At 46.8% G+C, this 18,696-nt stretch carries 16 protein-coding genes; 9 read left to right on the top strand and 7 right to left on the bottom strand.

Annotated features, from left to right (window positions below; genetic code table 11):
* Positions 1–8: 8 nt before the first annotated feature.
* The 8 genes from truB to BUB13_RS13365 all read left to right on the top strand — a co-directional run bounded on the left by truB (position 9) and on the right by BUB13_RS13365 (position 6,640).
* Positions 9–899, top strand: a complete 891-nt coding sequence (gene truB, locus BUB13_RS13400; protein WP_244151878.1) for a tRNA pseudouridine(55) synthase TruB — start codon at positions 9–11, stop codon at positions 897–899.
* A 114-nt stretch (positions 900–1,013) separates the two neighbouring features.
* Positions 1,014–1,280 (top strand): 30S ribosomal protein S15, encoded by a 267-nt coding sequence (gene rpsO, locus BUB13_RS13395; RefSeq protein WP_072909272.1) that lies wholly within the window; start codon positions 1,014–1,016, stop codon positions 1,278–1,280.
* Between the two features lie 182 nt (positions 1,281–1,462).
* The gene (pnp, locus tag BUB13_RS13390) at positions 1,463–3,562 is read left to right on the top strand and encodes a polyribonucleotide nucleotidyltransferase (RefSeq protein ID WP_072909271.1); all 2,100 of its coding nucleotides are present in this window, start codon (positions 1,463–1,465) and stop codon (positions 3,560–3,562) included.
* Between the two features lie 11 nt (positions 3,563–3,573).
* Positions 3,574–4,644 (top strand): M16 family metallopeptidase, encoded by a 1,071-nt coding sequence (locus BUB13_RS13385; RefSeq protein WP_244151877.1) that lies wholly within the window; start codon positions 3,574–3,576, stop codon positions 4,642–4,644.
* A 199-nt stretch (positions 4,645–4,843) separates the two neighbouring features.
* Entirely contained in the window at positions 4,844–5,296 is a 453-nt protein-coding gene (dut, locus tag BUB13_RS13380) for a dUTP diphosphatase (RefSeq protein WP_072909270.1), read from the top strand.
* A 1-nt stretch (position 5,297) separates the two neighbouring features.
* The gene (locus tag BUB13_RS13375; RefSeq protein WP_072909269.1) at positions 5,298–5,570 is read left to right on the top strand and encodes a YbeD family protein; all 273 of its coding nucleotides are present in this window, start codon (positions 5,298–5,300) and stop codon (positions 5,568–5,570) included.
* Positions 5,571–5,629: 59 nt separating this feature from the next.
* Positions 5,630–6,247 carry an L-threonylcarbamoyladenylate synthase gene (locus BUB13_RS13370; RefSeq protein WP_072909268.1) on the top strand — a complete coding sequence of 206 codons (618 nt, stop codon included), beginning with the start codon at positions 5,630–5,632 and terminating at the stop codon, positions 6,245–6,247.
* 3 nt (positions 6,248–6,250) lie between these two features.
* Positions 6,251–6,640 carry a hypothetical protein gene (locus BUB13_RS13365; protein ID WP_072909267.1) on the top strand — a complete coding sequence of 130 codons (390 nt, stop codon included), beginning with the start codon at positions 6,251–6,253 and terminating at the stop codon, positions 6,638–6,640.
* 84 nt (positions 6,641–6,724) lie between these two features.
* On the opposite strand, the gene BUB13_RS13360 is transcribed toward BUB13_RS13365, so the two are convergent.
* Both BUB13_RS13360 and BUB13_RS13355 read right to left on the bottom strand, forming a co-directional pair.
* Positions 6,725–7,792 carry a type IV pilus twitching motility protein PilT gene (locus tag BUB13_RS13360; protein WP_072909266.1) on the bottom strand — a complete coding sequence of 356 codons (1,068 nt, stop codon included), beginning with the start codon at positions 7,790–7,792 and terminating at the stop codon, positions 6,725–6,727.
* Between the two features lie 18 nt (positions 7,793–7,810).
* Complete coding sequence (locus tag BUB13_RS13355; protein ID WP_072909265.1) at positions 7,811–9,532, bottom strand: DUF4388 domain-containing protein; 1,722 nt, start codon at positions 9,530–9,532, stop codon at positions 7,811–7,813.
* Positions 9,533–10,322: 790 nt separating this feature from the next.
* Between BUB13_RS13355 and BUB13_RS13350 the strand changes: the two genes are divergently transcribed.
* On the top strand, positions 10,323–10,982 hold the full coding sequence (locus tag BUB13_RS13350) for a PEP-CTERM/exosortase system-associated acyltransferase (RefSeq protein WP_072909264.1): 660 nt from the start codon (positions 10,323–10,325) through the stop codon (positions 10,980–10,982).
* Positions 10,983–11,067: 85 nt separating this feature from the next.
* Here the strand turns inward: BUB13_RS13350 and BUB13_RS13345 are convergent, their stop codons facing one another.
* The 5 genes from BUB13_RS13345 to BUB13_RS13325 form a co-directional block, all read right to left on the bottom strand.
* Positions 11,068–11,763 (bottom strand): PEP-CTERM/exosortase system-associated acyltransferase, encoded by a 696-nt coding sequence (locus tag BUB13_RS13345; RefSeq protein WP_072909263.1) that lies wholly within the window; start codon positions 11,761–11,763, stop codon positions 11,068–11,070.
* Positions 11,764–12,145: 382 nt separating this feature from the next.
* Complete coding sequence (locus BUB13_RS13340) at positions 12,146–13,039, bottom strand: PEP-CTERM sorting domain-containing protein (RefSeq protein ID WP_072909262.1); 894 nt, start codon at positions 13,037–13,039, stop codon at positions 12,146–12,148.
* Positions 13,040–13,336: 297 nt separating this feature from the next.
* Complete coding sequence (locus tag BUB13_RS13335) at positions 13,337–14,395, bottom strand: hypothetical protein (protein ID WP_072909261.1); 1,059 nt, start codon at positions 14,393–14,395, stop codon at positions 13,337–13,339.
* Between the two features lie 69 nt (positions 14,396–14,464).
* The gene (locus tag BUB13_RS13330; protein WP_072909260.1) at positions 14,465–16,750 is read right to left on the bottom strand and encodes an efflux RND transporter permease subunit; all 2,286 of its coding nucleotides are present in this window, start codon (positions 16,748–16,750) and stop codon (positions 14,465–14,467) included.
* Positions 16,751–16,770: 20 nt separating this feature from the next.
* Complete coding sequence (locus BUB13_RS13325) at positions 16,771–18,693, bottom strand: DUF1302 family protein (RefSeq protein ID WP_072909259.1); 1,923 nt, start codon at positions 18,691–18,693, stop codon at positions 16,771–16,773.
* Between the last annotated feature and the right edge of the window lie 3 nt (positions 18,694–18,696).

The following is an 18,696-nucleotide window of genomic DNA, read 5'->3' as shown; positions in this document are numbered from 1 at the left end:
GACTTCTGTTGATAGATAAACCCGCCGGGTTAAGCTCGCATGACGTCGTGCGTCACGTGCGCCGCATTTGCAAGACCCGAAAAGTCGGACACGCCGGGACCCTTGATCCCCTGGCAACGGGAGTCTTGCCGGTTGCGGTCAACGATGGCACCAAGGTCCTGCAGTTCCTGTTTGCCGATAACAAGAGTTACCGGGCAACGCTGAAACTGGGGGTTGCGACCGACACCCTCGATTCGGAAGGGGAGGTGTTGGCCGTGAAAGATGTGCCGGAACTTTCCCCCGCCCAACTGGACGCCGTCTGCGAAAAATTCCGTGGTGACATCATGCAGGTGCCGCCGATGTACTCGGCACTGAAAAAAAACGGTGTGCCGCTTTACAAACTGGCTCGCGAGGGGAAAGAGGTTGAGCGTGAAGCGCGCCCGGTAACTATCAGCAAGCTGGAGATTATCGCTGTCGATTTCCCCTTTGTCACCATCGATGTCGATTGTTCGAAAGGAACATACATCCGTACCCTGATTGATGACATCGGAGCTGAGCTTGGCTGCGGGGCGCACATGACGGCGTTGCGCAGAACCCGAAGTGGTCTCTTTCATATCGATGAGTGCGTGACTCTCGATCAGCTGAAAACTGCCGAGGGTGAGCTGCCTGGACTGTTGTCGATGGACGCTGCGCTGGCCGAGCATCCCGCTGTAAATGTGCGAAACGAAGCCGTTTCGTCCTTGCGCTGCGGTGTGCCGCCGACACGTGAGCAAACGATGTGCGAAACAGAAATTACCGATGGGCAGATGGTGCGCTTGCAGATCAAGGGTAGCCTTGCGGCCATGGCCCGATTTGCACCGCAGCGCAAGAAGGAAAAACGTGGAGATTTTGAGCTGATACGGGTTTTTGTCGGTCAATAAAATCGTTCAAATATTCTTTACATATGAACCAGAGTTATGGTAGATAGCGTAGGTTCAAACGAAGAAAACAAGCCACCGCCACTGGCTTTATTTGTAAACTAAAAGGAGACCACAGTGCTGGGCACAGAACGTAAACAGGAAATTATCAACGAATTCAAGCGCCATGAAGGCGACACGGGTTCCCCGGAAGTCCAAATTGCTCTTTTGACTGAGCGGATCACTTACCTGACTGATCACTTCAAGACACACAAGAAGGATCACCATTCCCGCCGTGGATTGCTGAAGATGGTTGGTCAGCGCCGACGCTTGCTTGACTACCTGATCAAGCAGGACATCGAGCGCTACAGGACGATCATCAAAGCTCTCGGGATTCGCCGCTAAATCAAAAGGCAGCATGTCGAAAAGGGCATGCTGCCTTTTCCTTTCACACCGTTGTAGCTCTGGAGGCTGTCCGGAGAGAGTCTCTGTTCCTATGAACAGGGTTGTCTCAGGCCAACCTCCAACAGCTATTTTTTTAAGCTGATTGTTCTTCAGATGGCTGAAGAACGCAAAAAGGAGAAAATATGGCCTTTCATAAGGTAGAAGTTGAATTTAATGGTCAGCCGTTGACCATCGAAACTGGTAAAGTCGCCCGTCAGGCTGACGGCGCCGTCATTGTCACTTACGGTGACACCAAAGTCCTCTGTACTGTCGTTTCCGCAAGAAAAATGCGCGAAGGGCAGGATTTCTTCCCCCTGACAGTCAACTACGCTGAAAAATTCTACGCAGCTGGCAAGATTCCCGGTTCCTTCTTTCGCCGCGAGCGTGGTGCGACTGAGCGCGAGACCCTGATCTGCCGCCTGATCGACCGTCCGATGCGTCCGCTGTTCCCGAAGGGCTACATGTTCGAGACTCAGATCATGCCTTCGGTCATTTCCGCCGACATGGTCAACGATCCGGATACCCTGGCGATGGTTGCCGCTTCAGCATCTGTTGCAGTCTCCGACATTCCTTTCGAAGGGCCGATCGCTGCGGTGCGTGTTTGCCGCGTTGATGGCGAGTTCGTTGCCAATCCGACCAATGAGCAGATTGCCGAGAGCGACGTTGAAATTGTTATCTCCGGTTCTAAAGATGCCGTCATGATGGTTGAGGGTGAGTCCAACTTCCTCAGCGAGCAGGAGATGCTCGATGCTATCTTCTTCGGCCACGAAGCGCTGCAACCGCTGATCAAGCTGCAGGAAGAACTGGCTGCGCTGGTCGGTAAAGAAAAGCGTGAGTTCGTCGTTCCGCAGGCCGATGAAGAGTTGGTCGCTAAAGTGACCGAACTGGCTGAAGCGAAGGTTGCCGAAGCCTTCAATATCCGCGTCAAGCAGGATCGCTATGCGGCCCTGTCTGACATCCGCGCTGACGTCAAAGAGCAACTGGCCGAAACGTTTGAGGGTCGTGAAGAGGAAATCTCCGCAGCTCTCGGCAAAGTTGAAAAGACCGTTGTTCGTCGCATGGTCACCAAGGAACGCGTTCGTATTGATGGCCGCGACATGACCACCATTCGTCCGATCAGTTGCGAAGTCGGTGTCCTGCCGCGCGCTCATGGTAGCGCCCTGTTTACCCGCGGCGAGACCCAAGCGCTGGTGACCACCACTCTCGGCACCGGTACCGACGAGCAGCGTGTCGATAATGTGCAGGGGATGGAATTCAAGAAGTTCATGCTGCACTACAATTTCCCGCCGTTCTGCGTTGGTGAAACCAGCATGCGCCTTTTCCCGGGCCGCCGCGAAATCGGTCACGGTTTCCTCGCCGAGCGCAGCGCTGCCCAGATCCTGCCGCAGCACGAGGACTTTCCGTACACCATCCGTATCGTCTCCGATGTCCTCGAATCGAACGGTTCCTCCTCGATGGCTTCGGTTTGTGGCGCGTCTCTGTCGCTGATGGACGCTGGTGTGCCGGTGACCACGCCGATCGCTGGTATCGCCATGGGTCTGATCAAGGAAGGCGATGACATCGCAGTTCTGTCCGACATTCTCGGTGACGAGGATCACCTCGGCGACATGGACTTCAAAGTCACCGGTTCTGCTGATGGCATCACTGCTTTGCAGATGGACATCAAGATTACCGGTGTCACCAAGGAGATCATGCAGCAGGCGCTGGAGCAGGCAAAAGAAGGCCGTATCCACATCCTCGGCGAGATGGCCAAGGCGATCGACACGCCGCGCGCTGAACTGTCCGAGCATGCACCGCAGATCACCAGCATCAAGGTCAAGCCGGATCAGGTCCGCACCGTTATCGGTTCCGGTGGCAAGAACGTTCGTGGCATCATCGATGCGACCGGTTGTGCCATCGACATCGAAGATGACGGCACCATCAAGATTGCATCCAGCGACGGCGCTGCCGCCAAGGCTGCGATCAAGATGATCCGCGACCTGACCCAGGAAGCTGAAGTCGATAAACTTTACATGGGCAAGGTCAAGAAGATCATGGAGTTTGGTGCTTTCGTCGAGATCTTCCCCGGCACCGACGGCCTGGTTCATGTCTCCGAACTGGCCAACGAGCGTGTCCGTAACGTCACCGACGTTCTCAATGAAGGTGACGAAGTTCTGGTGAAATGCATCGGCATCGACCGTCAGGGCAAAATCAAGCTCTCCCGCAAGGCTGCCCTCGGTCAGGAATTGCCGGAAGAAGATTAATCCGGTTTGCCATGTTGCAGCAGTCGACGCTGAATAACGGCATCCGCGTCATTACCGAGCGGATGCCGGAGCTTCACTCTGCATCTATCGGTTTCTGGGTGCAGAACGGTTCGCGCCACGAAACCGAAGGCCACAACGGTATATCTCATTTTGTCGAGCATATGCTGTTTAGAGGGACGACCAATCGGTTCGCCCTCGATATTGCAAAAGAGATCGACTCGGTCGGTGGAGTGCTTAACGCCTTCACCGGCCGGGAGTTCAGCTGCTATTACGCCAAGGTCCTTGGCGATAAACTCCCCCAAGCCATAGATCTGCTCTCCGACCTTGTCCTTAACTCGATTTTTTCTGAAAAGGACATTGAGAAAGAGCGCCGCGTTATTCTGCAGGAACTCGCGATGGTCGAAGATACGCCGGACGATCAGGTGCATGATCTGTTCTGCGAGTCGATCTGGCATTTACATCCGCTCGGACGGCCAGTCCTTGGGACCCGCGACACGGTGCGACGCATTTCTCGCGAAGACCTGTTGCAGATGATGCAAAAACGTTATGTAGGTCGAAATATATTGATCGCAGTTGCTGGGGATCTTGAGCATCACCAGGTTCGTGCCCAGATTGAGCAGGCGTTTCAGGGCGTTAATTCAGGAGAGGCAAACAATCGCTGCACCTTGCCCGCTTATCGCCCGGGTTTGCAGGTCGTACATAAAGAGTTGGAACAGGTTCATTTCTGCCTCGGTTGTAAAGCGCTGCCACAGAACCATGAAGATCGTTTTGTCCAGCAACTGCTCAACAGCATCCTCGGTGGCAGCATGAGCTCTCGCCTGTTCCAGAAAGTGCGTGAAGAACACGGCCTGGCTTATTCTGTCTACAGCTACCTGAATGTGCACTCAGATGCAGGTGCTCTGGTTGTTTATGGTGGCACCAGTCGCGATGAATTGTGGGAAACCGTGCAGGTGACGCTGGAACAGTTTGCTTTGCTGAAGGCCGGGCAAGTCAGCGAAGAAGAATTGCAGATGGCAAAAGAACAACTCAAAGGAACGCTGTTGATGTCGCTGGAAAGTTCCGATAACCGGATGACACGATAGGCGAAGAACGAGATTTTCCTTGGCCGTCAGCCGGATATCGAAGAGATTGTTGCTTCTATTGATAAAGTCACGACCTCTGAAATTCAGCTTCTGGCAAACCGGATCTTGGCGGATGATTCACTGAACCTCAATATTATCGGACCGGTCAGTGATGCTGACCTTAAACTCGATAATCTCACCATTGCGTAAAGTTGTAAAAATGCAGAAACCGACTGTAGAATTTAAAAAACTGCACCCTGACGCTCAGGTGCCGCGCTACATGACCGAACTTGCTGCCGGGCTCGACATTCAGGCTCTGCCGGAGAATATGATTGAACTGGCTCCTGGTGAGCGCTGCCTGGTCCCGACCGGTTTGGCCGTTGCGATTCCGCCTGGTTTTGAGATTCAGGTGCGGCCGCGCTCTGGGCTGGCGATCAAGCATGGTATCGCCCTGGTGAATTCGCCTGGTACGATTGATGCTGATTATCGTGGTGAAATCGGTATCATTCTGATCAATCATGGGCAGGACATTTTTACAATTAATCGTGGTGATCGGATCGCCCAATTGGTTATTGCTCCGGTGTGCCAGGCTGAACTGGTTAACGTGGCAGAGTTGTCGGAAACTGAACGTGGGGCAGGGGGCTTTGGCCACACAGGTCATAAAGAGGGATAGGATGTCGGAAAAAAAGAACCCGGAAGATTTACTTGAATTTCCTTGTCACTACGAGTTCAAGGCGGTTGGTATGGCGGGCGACCTGTTCAAGCAAGCGGTTATGGCCGCGGCGGATAAGCATGTTGCTGTCTCAGCAGATGCTGTTCGTAGTAAACCGAGCGGAAAAGGAACCTACCAGTCGGTCTCGGTGCTGGTGATATTGCAGAATTATCAACAACTAACCAGTATTTACGCAGAAATGCGCAAGGTTGATGGCCTGAAAATGTTGCTTTAAAGGAACTCTTTACGTAAAATTCCTGTTTATTTCCTTATGTTATTTTTCTGGAGAAGCTGATGATACTGTCGATAAATCCTGACAATCCTCATGGTCGTCATATCAATCAAGTCGTGGACTGTTTGCGGCAGGGTGGGGTGATTATCTACCCGACCGATACCACCTACGGCATCGGTTGCGATATTTTCAACAAAAAGGGTGTGAAGAAGATCTTCCAGATCAAGCAGCGAGACAGCCGCAAGCCATTCTCTTTCATCTGCAGTGATTTGGCCGAAGTTTCCAACTATGCCCAGGTCAGTAATTTCGCGTTTAAAATCATGAAGCGCCATCTGCCCGGGCCTTACACCTTTGTTCTCGAAGCGACCAAAATTGTCCCTGATTCTTTGAGTACGAAGCAGAAAACCGTTGGTGTGCGCATCCCTGAAAATAAAATCTGCCAGGAGATCGTTCGTGAACTCGGTCATCCTCTGGTGACGACCAGCGCCAATATTTCCGGCGAAGAAACCCCTCAGGATCCCCAGGAAATCCATGATCTCATGGGGCGGATGGTCGATATGGTTGTCGACGGCGGCATTTCTCTTGGCGAAGCGTCATCCGTGATCAGTCTGGTCGATGACGAGATTGAAGTGTTACGTGAAGGTTCTGGCGATATCTCCTGGATAGAACAGGGGTCTTGATTGATGAAGCCTCTCGATGTTGTTTTCTTCAAGCGCATTCCGGTCGACAGCTGGAGATACGAAAAGTATCCGGATGTTACCGCCGCGTTGGCGCCGATGCTTGCCGCTATGAAGGCCGAGCTGGAAAAATTCGACATCGAGCTGCGTTGTGTCGACGAAGAATTTACCTCTGTGATTAAAGGCTACGGCGAACTGCTAAACAGTATGCGGATCAGTTTTCCTTCTGCCGGTGTCGGTAGCTATTGCCTCGGCCATATCATCAGCGCCAGTCAGAATCTCGATATCGTCGAAGACCTGAAGCGTGGTATCAACCGCGTTGCTTTTGCTCCTGAAACAGTGGAGCCATCGGGAAGCGATAAGGTTGTTTGTCATAATTGCGGTTGCGGTTGCTGATGTCGATATTCTTTACAATTTAAGTTCAAACGAAAAAGCCTGTCGGAATGACAGGCTTTTTCGTTTGAATCTGTTCAACAAATCTTAAGTGAAGTTCAACTTTCGCTCCAGGTCCATGGAATTGGACACCCGTTTCGCTTCCTTCATCGAGATAATCCCTTTTTTGCACAAAGCGATCAGGTGTTGGTCCATCGACTGCATCTGGTACTGGGCATTACCTTTTTCGATGTGGTTTTCGATCTCGTCCAGATTGCCTTCGCGGATACAGGCCTGAATGGTTGTTGTTGAGCGCATGATCTCGACGACCGGCAGGACGTTCTCCCCGCTTTTGTCTTCAACCAGGCGCAAGGAGATCGTTGCCACCAGGATGTCGGCTAAACGCTGCCGAACAATTTCCTGGGCATCCGGAGGGAAGTGACCGATCAGGCGGTTGATGGTCGAGGTTGCATTTTGCGTGTGCAGGGTCGAGAAAACCAGGTGTCCGGTTTCTGAGGCCTTGATACAGGCATCAATGGTTTCCAGGTCACGCATCTCACCAACCATAATGACGTCCGGATCCATCCGCAAGGCAGCTTTGAGAGCCGGGTTGAAGCCTTCTGTGTCGATACCGACTTCACGCTGGATGATGCAGCTTTTTTTCGACTGGAACAGGAACTCGATCGGGTCTTCGATGGTGATGATGTTGTAACCATACTTCTCGTTGATATGGTTGATCATCGATGCGAGGGTGGTCGATTTGCCGTTACCTGTCGGGCCGGTCACCAGAACCAACCCATTTGGAGCTTTGACGATCTCTGACAAAACGGCTGGCAGTTTCAGGTCTTGAAAGTTGCCTATCTCAGGTGGGATAACCCGCATGACGATACCGATATTGCCACGCTGGCGGAACATGCTGACACGAAAACGACCACTGTTCTCCAGTGCATAAGACGCATCAAACTCCTTAAAATCTTCCGGCAGATCACGTTTGTTCTGCTCCATGATTCGGGCAGCAATAAACTCTGTGTCCGCTGGACTCAAGGGCGGAAGCTTTGAGCGCAACAATTGCCCGTGAGCCCGAAAGAAAGGTGGGTTGTCCACCTCGAAATGAATATCCGAGACGCGTTTGGCAAAGGCAATCTCAAGAATCTGGTTCAGTGTTTTGATGTCCATATGATCCCTTTTTACAACTTAGGCCTTGGTTGTTTTCGCGGCGAGAGCTTTTTGCATAAACGGCCCAGCCTGATTAAAAAAGAATTCTACCAGATCAATCGGTACCGGGCATGCTGTTTCGTTTCCAAAATCAGCATAAGTCAGCGTGACGGTACGATTGTTGACAATCAGGGGCGCGAGGAAAAGTTTCGAATCGAGAGGAGCGCCTATTTCGTGGAATAAGTGCTCTTCGATTGTGCTGTCACGGCATGAATCAAAGAATATTTTCCCGGAGGTTCTAACTTTTTGCAGGATCGAATTCTCCACCAGCGGGACTTTGATTTTTTGCGCTGCGCAAACTCCATCAGCTTTATCTCTGGTAATGCCAATGCTGCGTTCTGAAATCAGCTCGCCCTTGCTGATAATCAACGTTTGGCTGCGTTCAAAAAAATCACCTACGAACTGCAACGCCTGTAAAGATATATCCTGCGCCTTGGAACAGTTTTTAAGTTGATAAAGGCTGTTCTGTAGGTTGATGAACTGTTGCCTGCGGGGTGCATTGCAGAACTGCTGTAAATGATTCTGAGCGGTGTTAATAAATTCTGTCAGTTCGTTGATGTAGGAGGCTGACTCGCTGTTAGCTTGCGGTTTGTAGATTGTATGCAGATGAGTCGAGTTGAAATCTATCTCACCCTGTATGTCCGCACCCTGTGATTCGGCTGACAGGGTCATCATTTGAAGAATTTCGCCATATTTTTGCTGGACTGAACTTTTCAGATCCTCTGGGATTTCGTTGCTGTCGAAAAGCAGAAGAGGTTCAATGTCTTTTTCCCAAGCCCGATCGACCAGGGGAAGAAACATATCATTGTCCGAAGCTGAGAAAAACAGGACACCATGTTTTTGGCAAACTGTCATGACAACATGCTGGGCAAAGGAATCATCGCCGAACATGACAATCGCTTGAGATCTGGACCCGGTGCTCTCTGTCTCTGCTGAGGATTTTGACAGCTCGCTCAGAAGTTCGATGATTTTAAATTTGTCAGGGTCAGACAGGTGAGAAAGTTCAGTCTCAACGATCTGGCGGTGCAACTCTGAATAATCGAAAGCGGGAAGGCTTTTAAAAACATGCGGTTTTTTTCGTTCGACCTTGTCCAGATCTGCTAGCCCGAGAATATCTTCGGAGATCTCAATATCCTCTGTGGGTTCCTCACAGGCCTCTTCTTCTTCGGCAAGGTTGATCTCGCCGGCATGAACTTTTTCATCAAAGATCCGCAGTGCATCCATCAACACCATTTGCGTATCGAGGTTTAGATCCTGTAAATGGTCTGGCAGGTAGCGATATTCGTCGAAAATATGGATCTTTTCCATCTCCAGGGAAAAAATCCCCTTGGTCCAGCCGATCATCTCAACGATGGTCATTTCGATCAGGGTCTCAAGGGCTTTAAAGGCCGTTTCCTTTGACATGCCACAGTATTCGATCAGGGTGGCGATCAAAGGTTTTTTGCTGTCGCCGGCTTCTCGCTGCATTTCCAGTGCTTTGTCGAGATCGTCCGTTGTGACAATTCCCGCTTCGCTGAGGATCTGGCCAATGCGCAACTCCTCGTTTGAGTGGGTCGCACCTACAATATAGCCTTGGTTGAACAGCAGTTGCCCTTCACCTTTGCGACTATACACATTTAGAGTGCCAGATTTTCGGGATGTGTAAATCAGCTGTATGACATCAACAATCGGCAGGTGCTCGAGTTCGCCGGTTAGAGGCATATTAGATCCCTTTCCTCAGTAAGTCACAATTAGCATTTGAAGGTTAGAGTATATTAAACTATGGAGTAATGGATATTCAAGTGGTTTGAGTTGATACTTTACTAAAAATAGACAAACGAATAATTTGATTGATATCAAACTCGAAAAATCTTCATTATATAAAAAGCATCATTAATTAATATTATTGTTATGTAAGTTGTATAAATCATTACTTTTCTAGGGTTTAGGCGTTTTCGATTAGAGAAAAGCACCTAAAATCATAAAATACCTACTGACCTCAAGCTAAGTTTATGTTAAAAAATTTCATCTTTTAAAGTTGTGAATCGATATTTTGGAAGTATGGATGGGCTAAGTGAAATGTGGTAAAAATGTATGTTTTTAGTATAAGCATGAGTGTGAAGATATAGATTTCAATTTCAAAATAAAAGCCTTTTTGCCTTAGTGGTGCTTTGAAGAATTAGTCAGAAAGGTGCTAAATTCAAAATTTTTTTGCTCTTTGATAATTTGTTTGTCTTTATTTGTTTTGATATATGCGTTTCGATTATCTTTTTAGACACTAATTTAAATAAGTTCATTTCTTAAAACAGCTAGATTATCTAGCTGTAATGGGCAGGAGATATATTTACGAAGCAAGACCTATGTTTGTTAAATGAGAAGAATTTAGATGTTTTCCATTCTATAGATGTTCTGTTTAGGGAAAAGCTTTACAAGGTATAACTTTTAAAGGTCTTCAGTGCTAAAAATTGGAGGGGGAACGCTGTTGATCATACACTTCCTAAGGGAGCCATAAATGACTAAGTGCAAATTTGAAAAAATTGAAAAAAACCATCCATTATTTACTGATGTTCTAGCATTAAGGTATCGAATTTATTGTGAGCAGAGGGGGTTTGAAAATCCTGAAGATTATCCAGATGGCTTAGAGAGGGATGTTTCTGACGAGCATGCAGTTCATTTTGCTGCCATCCATAATGAAACGAACGAGGTTCTTGGCACAATTCGTCTTATCCTCAAATCTCCTGATGGATTTCCAATTGAAAATCATTTTAAGTTTGATAAAGACACTTCTTACATAAAAAAAGACAATATCGGCGAAGTTTCAAGACTTGCCGTTAACAGTGAAGCTTGTCGTGAGTTATGGCGAAAAGTAACATCAAAACGAGATGGCATGACTCAGGCTAAAGGAAACCCTGAAGCAGATATGATCGCCGGATTGATTCGCTGTATAGTGATTGAATGCAGAGATAGAGGGATAACCCACTTGTATGCTGTTATGGCAAGAGCTCTGTTTGTAATTTTGAAACGGCGAAAGATTGTTTTTCCACGTATCGGCCCAGAGATTGATTATCATGGGATGCGCGCCCCTTATTTTGGTCTTCTTGAGAACATCATCATGGGAAATGATGATCTTTATCGGGCGTTCAGTGCTGGCAGGGCAGTTGCTGCAGCTTAATTTTTATATTAGCAATACGGATGCTTCAAGCTTTTAAGGATGAAGGGATATTGCTAAAAGCTTATCCCTTCATCCTTAAATGAAATCATAAAGAGTTTTCGTCATACGGAAAGTCAGTTTTTCCTGTATAGATGTCGAGAAAGAGTTTGCTCTTTGCTAAAATTTTCTCGATCGGACCAAAATATGGTCTGCGAAGACCGTGATAATCAATCTCAGGCCCTGCCTCCTCAAAATTTATCCCTCTTCTTTTCAATAGGACGTTTAGGCCTCTGGCCATGCCTACATACCAGTGGGTGATTCCATGAATACGACTCTCTTTGGCAATGCACTTGAATATGCCCGTAACAATATCATTTTCTTCTCTTCTTTGGTTGACTAGCTTAGGATCTTCCTTTGCCGACCCAGTAGAGTCATCACCATTTAAAGCTTTGTCGTCTCGTCTTCGAGAATAGTCTCCTCTGACACATAATCTAGAAATCTCGCAAATTTTATTTCTAGGTATATTGGAAGTATCCGCTGTTATTTCCATATTTTCTTCAATAGGAAATCCGTGGGGTGAATCAAGAACCAACCTGCTGGTTCCGATGACGCTAGGTTCTTTATTGAGGATTGCTGCAAGGTGAACAGCGTGGTCGTCATAAATATTTCGTTCAATGCCACCAGGGTGATCTTCTGGCTTTTCGAATTTCCACTCCTCTATATATACCCTATAACGGAGTTTAAATAACTCTGGGAAAAGGCTGTCTTCAGGGGTCAGTTTTCTAAAGGTAAAATAAGACATTACATGCTCCTGTGATTTATGTAGCCCCTATGGACATAAAGCTGTTTTTTAAGTGCGGATATATATGTTGCTTAATTGAAATTCGAGATCATCTATATTCTAGCTTAATTTCTATCAAATTAAACATTTCCATGGCCGGTGGGATGTTTTTTTATAATCAATTCTTGTTTCAAGGAAGACTTTATTGAGTCAGGCCCTGGCTAGGTCTTTATATGTTTGGCTTCGTTGAGTGGCCTTTTGGTAGCTTAGTAACTGCCTTTAGCTTTTGCGAAAATTTGATGAGATATCAAATGCACAAAACAAAAAACCCCGCCAACTAGCGGGGTTTTTTGTTTTGTGCAGGGCGGATCAGTTTGATTCGCCCTTTCTATATATTAATAGTTTACTTTTTTTTGCGGCGTGCATAGAAACCCAGGCCAACCAAACCACCACCCAAGAGAAGGAATGTAGAGGGTTCTGGTACAGCGCTTACGACGAGGCTGCCTTCGTTCACAACGTCAAATATAATGTTGGTGCCATCAGTCGTGAAAGAGTCCAGGTCTGCAGTTGCACCGAGGTTGAATGAGGAAAGCAGGATCTTATCCAATCCAAGTGGAAAATCTTCAAAATCAAATCCTAAATCTTTCAGCGTCCAGAAATCTGGGAGAACAGATACAAATTCAGCCGTCAGACCAAACTGACCCTCAGGGCTACCCAAAATAGGAATCGGGGATGTGCCGAAGCCTGCAGTAAGTTCAAGCTCAGCCAGTTCCAATGCGCCATCGTTTGGATTTGTGTTGTCATCAAGATATACGAAGATGTCACCAACGCCAGCATCAAAAGCTATTTTATAGCTGTCATCCAGAAGGGCCGTTCCAAAATTTGCGATGCTAGTTGCTGTACCACCATCATTATAATCAAAGATATAACCAGACAGGCCAGAAAACACAACGTACGCGTATGCATCACCGAAGGTAGCCGTCGTCGTATCGTCAATCAGCAGAGGATGGTCAGTTCCGTCAACATTAGACCCTATGATGTTCAGTGCGCCGAATTCCGTAAAGGTATCGTAATTATCTAAAATAGTGTCATCAGCTCCGCCAGTAAGAGACTGGGTAACAGTTGCGCCTCCAGAAACGGTCACGTCGTCAAAAGTTACAATGTCACCTAAGACAACATCAGTGCTGTTGCTATAAGCAGCGTAGTCAACCAAAGACATGTCCCAAGTGAAAGTCGTTGCTAGCGCAGGACTTGCGAGCAACAATAAGGCAGAAACAGTTAAAACAAATTTTTTCATTTTTTTCTCCTTTTTGATGTGAAGTTCAACTAATTGATAAATGAATTTATCTTTTATTAAACTGTAAGCAAATGCCGTGCCTATTTATAAGTCACTGATATTGTGGTTTTTTTTCAGGTCTGATTTCTTGTTTGAGGAGGTTGTTAAATTGTTCGACAAAATGTGGATTCTAGAACTCTAGAACGAATACAAGTATGCGTTAAAAATTTTAGCAATGGGAGATAGCAACCATTTAAGCAGAAAACCCTGTTAAGTAGGTTTTGTTCAGTTTCAATTGGGGGTCATGTGGTGAATACGTTAGTGATTGACAATAAAGCATTCAACAGGTTTTCTGAGAGCACGCGTCACCTCTGCCCCTTGCCCAATTCGAAACATTGAAAGGAGGGTGCTATCATTTGAGTTAGTCATTTGTTGCAAATCGTTCAGAATGGCATTGAGACGTTGAAGTTGGGAGTTGTTCAAATGATTTTTCAGTGATCCCTCTTTCACAGATTGCAGCAAAAAAGCCAGGCCGGCCACTGGATGTGCTGTTAACCCTTCTTTAGCCAGGTGCAAAAGGAATCTCTGCCATAATTGTCCGCCTTGTACATAGTCCTTTGGTTCTGAACCTGTAATGCTGAGAATGGCCACTGAGGATGCCGTATTTAAGAGTTGCCTTCCTTTGAATTCAATGATTTTAGAGAAGCCTACTTTGTTCAGCAAATTAACAAACTGCCAGTTTTTTAAAAAATTAAAGGCGTATTTATCAATCGAATTTAAGCCTAAAGTTTTGATGTCCAGACCATCTCCAGTTTTTATCGCTTCCTCATCGGTCCAACGAAGATGTTCAAAAAGGAATTGGTGCAATTCGTGGATTTCAAAAACAAGTCGCTCGTTATATGAGAGCAGCTTGGCTAGGCTTTTTCTTTCGGCTGTGGTTTGACTCAACCAAACCTCTTGGCCGTCTTGAGTTCCCAAGGTCATCAATTTTTTTCTCTGTGTGTTAGATATTTCGACAGAACTGTATGCTTCTCTGTTGGTGTGGCGTTTTGAGATGGTATCTAATAGCTCATGGTTTTTCGTTGGACATTCTGTAAGCAGTGCTGTTGCGATGAGATTTGGGTCCGTCTGGTCCGGTAATAATCTGATGTCTGCAGTTAACCCGAATGAAGGGGCACAGATTTCGATATTTTCAAGCACTGCTCCATGAGAAACTAGAGACGCACGCTGATGAAGATTATATAGTGATGTGTCTCGCTCCGGTATGTTGTACAGATTGATTTGCTTGCCCGTGACACTAAAGCGCCAGGGTTGGCAATTGTCACCCGAGGGGGCCATGATGGCATATTCAATAATTTTTATTATGCGTGAATCCATGGTGCCTCCAACATTTTAGATAGTAGTAAATATTAAAAGCTCTGAGGTTGATTGATACATGAAAGATTTTTAGTTGGCATCAAACTTCAGTAAAAGTGCAGGCAACACAAGTAAGTCACTAATGACGGCAAACAGCATAATCAAGGCACTTAAGATACCGAACTGGATGGTCGGGACAAAACTCCCAAAAAGCAAGATACCAAAACCGCCTGTCATAATGAGGGAGGTCATGATAATTGGTGTGCCTTTGGTGACGATAGCATTTTGTACAGCATTTGCAGCCATTTTTCCCTTTTGCCTATTTTGTTGATACTGACAGATAAAATGAATCGTATCGTCAACGGCAATGCCTATAGCAACAGCTGCAATAATCGCAGTAGCACTGTTCAGTGGAACGCCGAATAGGCCCATAACAGCGAAATTTAAAAGTATAGGCAGCATGTTGGGAATTGATGAAATAATTCCGAGTTTCCAGGACTTGAAAATTCTTAGCATCAATAAAAAAATCAATAGGAATGCCAGTGAAAGACTTTGTACTTGGCTGTTGACAATAAAATCGATGAGCTTGTTTGCGATCAGTGTTTTTCCTGTGACTTGGGCTTCTATTTTTTTCTCCTCTGTTGCATCTTGGAGAAATCCTGCCAACTCATCGATGTAAACAGCGACCTTACTGGAATTGTGTTCGGTTATACGGGCCGATATGCGTGTCCATTGTCTTGCATTATCTAGAAGGTAGTCGAGGTCGTCTCCATCATATAGCAGCAGATACTGAGCAGCCATTTCGCGGCTGTCGGGGAGCTTGTACCAATTTTGATTTTCATTATGGAAAGCTTTATTCATCTCCCGGAATAAATCATTGATCGACATAACATCTGTGACAATGCCTTGTTTTTCTAGATAATTTTCTATTTTCTCAACGAGTTGAAGGTTCTCGGGGAGCAGGAAGAAATCCTCTCGTTCAGCATTGAGGGAGATTTCAAACGTTTCCACACCACCAAGTTGCTGATCGATAAAATCTGATGCTTGCCGAACCGGACTGGAGTGTTTGAAATATTCAAGCAGGTTGGTTTCGACTTTGATTTGTGTTGTCAGATAGAGCGATATGACGATAAGTGCAGCGCTGCCCCAGAGGAGCTGTCTTCTATAGTTTGGAAGAGCCTGGGCGAATCTGGAGAGCCGGTTGTGAAAAAAAGATGTGTCGGTGACTGATGGTTGCTGCAGAGCGCTTTTGTTTCTCAAAAAATACAAACCGAGCGGAATGATGGTCATTGACAAGGCAAACTCTGCCATCATGCCGCCCGCTGCTGCGATACCAAAGTTGCGGATCGGCGGAACATCACTCACTGCAAGTGAGATAAAACCGATTGCCGTGGTAAAGCTAGTTAGGAAGCAAGGCATGGCAAGATTTTTTACTGTTGTCCGTATGGCATCATATATGGTGTTTTTTTGCCTGTCCTGCTTAAGAAATTCGACAAAAATATGAATACTGTCTGATACGGCCAGTGCCATCATCAATGGTGGGAGAATCGATGTGATGGGGCTCATGGCACCACCAATCATGTTCAATAAGGCCAAGGTCCAGATGAGACAGATACTGACATTAGTTATTGCAAGGATGACCGCCCAGCGATTTTTCAGGGCAAGGCTGATCAGAACAACCAGAAGGAGATAGGTCAGAGGCATGAAGACCATCATGTCTCGGGTCATTGAGCGGCTCAGGTTGACATCGGTGGCCAGCCAGCCTGCGATGTGGTGTTCATAGCCTGGCCACGGTGGTGTGGAAAATTCGAATATCTGTTCGACTTTGCTGACTAATCGTTCGTCGTATTGAGGGTCGTCTGGACGACTATCGGGGCGGATGAAAATCAGTGTTGCCGACGAGCTTGTATTAAGCAGGTTTTCGCCGATCAGCGAATTAGCGAGAGCACGCTTGCGCAGATGTTCTTTTTCTTGTCTTGTTTTCGGTATCGATTCGAGTAAGGGTTGGACAATGAAGTCACTGTCGGAACCGATAAAGTCATCCACGTTGCTCAGGCTGACAACTTCCTTGACTTCATCCAGAGTTTCCAGCTTTTCTGTCTGGGCTGAAATGAACTTGAGAATTTCTTGGTCAAAAACATCATCCGCCGGAATACCGACGACCAGGAACTCATCTTCACCAAACTGCTCTTTAAATTTTTCGTAGAAAACCAGGTCTTCATCATTTTCTATGATTAAGGACTCGACAGAGGTTTCTGTTGGAAGGGTGGCATAATAGTAGCTTGCAATCCCTGTCAAGATGAGAAGAATTGAGAGATAGACTGCCGGGTATTTAAAGATCGCTTGGCAGTTGCGTTCAACAAGCTTCTGAATCATAAACACCTAAAGTGAATAAATTAAAAAGAAATTTTCACGATACCGTATATTTGATCAGCCTTATCATAGGACCCAAGCAGTGTTTCTCCATCTCCACTGTAGACCATTACTCCAATTTCGAGTTCGGTATTGCGGAAGTATTTCAGTGTTGCTGATGGTTGCACGAAACTGCTTTTATCGGTCATGACATAATTGTATTTGGCCGATAACTCAAGGTTGCCGCGCCAGACCGGTTTGCTGATCTCACCTAGGAGAGCAACGGTATCTTTATCAAAATAGAGAATGTCATTATCGTAGCTGTGAATGTGTTGCCATGAGCCCTGAATATTGAAGTACCACTCTGATTCTGTTGTGTAGTCGACTCCCGTCACCAAATGGGTCACCTGGCTCCTTGTGGACGTCAGGGTGCTGTTAAGAAAGGTGACTTCGTCTTTGTAAGCGATTTCCCCCCGGAATCCAAATGGGTCGAGACTCGATGTCTCCCATTCAAAGCCGATGGTTTGCTGCCTTTTGTATGTCGCCTCGATTCGGTTGGTCACTGGTGGGAATGGTGTAATTGAAGCAACCGTTTCTGTCAGGTCACTGTCAGGATCGCCGTTGTAGTTGATCCCACCGACCGAGAACTGTTCGATTGTCGGCAGCGTCTCCCAGCCGTAGTGATAGCTGACAGCAAAATCTGTCTGTTCTGTCTGCAGTTTCAATCTGAGTCCGGCTGATATGTTTTCTAGGTTTTTTGTCGGTTTGTTGTCATCGACATAAAGGGTTGATGCATAATTCTGCAACAATGGGTTTATAGATGGGTTGTCATTGATCGCTTGACGCAGGTTGCGGAAAAGGGCCCAGTCAGAATCAAAATAGTCTATTTCCGATTGTTCAAACCATGGCTGGACAACCGTCTCAAGCCCAAATGAATCCCCATGCCAACGTGAGCGCAGCATCCAGCTAGGAATCGCTCTTTCTTCCAGATCGACAGCCAGAGATTGCCGGAAGTCTTGCGGGTTGATGGTGTCGACTGGTGAGAGTTGATCGCTTTTGCCCCAGCGAACCCGCTGTTTACCGAACGATATATCCCAGTTTCGTCCGTTTAGCTGGAGGTAGGCTTCGTGTAGCTTGAATTCCGTTTCGTCATCGGCTTCGTTGGCATCATAAAATAATCTGTCAACATCGATCGAGCCTTTAGCCAGGAGGGTCTGATCGTTTGAAAGAGACCTTTGCCAGTCCGCCCCAAGTCTTCCTCGTGCTCTTGAGAGGTGATGATCTTCGGCATCATCTTCATTTGTGTCTTGAGCAGCAAAAAACTTAACCCAGCCCCAGATGTCAGGTTTGTTGCTTTTCAGCGACTCGTCTCCAGCAAAAAAGAAAACGGGCTCTTCTTCACTATCTGCAGCAAGATTGGGCAATGTGGTAGGGGCTTCAATTTCACTGTCATTCGGTTCCTGAGCTGGAACCGAATGATTTGCAGGGATGTCTTGTGCTTCGCTGTTTTCAGTCGATTCAAGGAGCTTTTCTGAGGTCGCCTCTAGTGGAGATGAGAAACTGACCTTGATTGTGAATGGTTCCTCGGAGGTTGTGACCGTGCAAGGGTGCGGTTGCTTGAGATCGAAAACAATGCGCAATTTTGTTGCGTGATCTCCGGTTCTAATCCTTTCGACATGTTGACTGGAAATCGTTGGTGTCGATTGCAGAGACGGGCTTCTGCTTGTGCTGAACAAGTCGATGTAGCAGCGATCGGGATAACGACCTTTGGCTGCAAGTGTGTGCTGTGTGAAGCGAACGTTTTCATCGAGGATGAGAATTATTTCAGTCGTTGTAGGGTCTGTTTCAAGCTTTATATCTTCAAGCTGTGCTGCATGGCAAACCCCTGGCAGGAAAAATAGCGAAAAAACCAAGTAACCAAAAAGGACTCTGAAGTGTCGATAAACTTTTATTAAATTAAATTTCATTTT

The sequence above is a fragment of the Malonomonas rubra DSM 5091 genome, from assembly GCF_900142125.1.
GTDB lineage: Bacteria > Desulfobacterota > Desulfuromonadia > Desulfuromonadales > Geopsychrobacteraceae > Malonomonas > Malonomonas rubra.
This window is presented reverse-complemented; position numbering and strand designations above follow the sequence as displayed.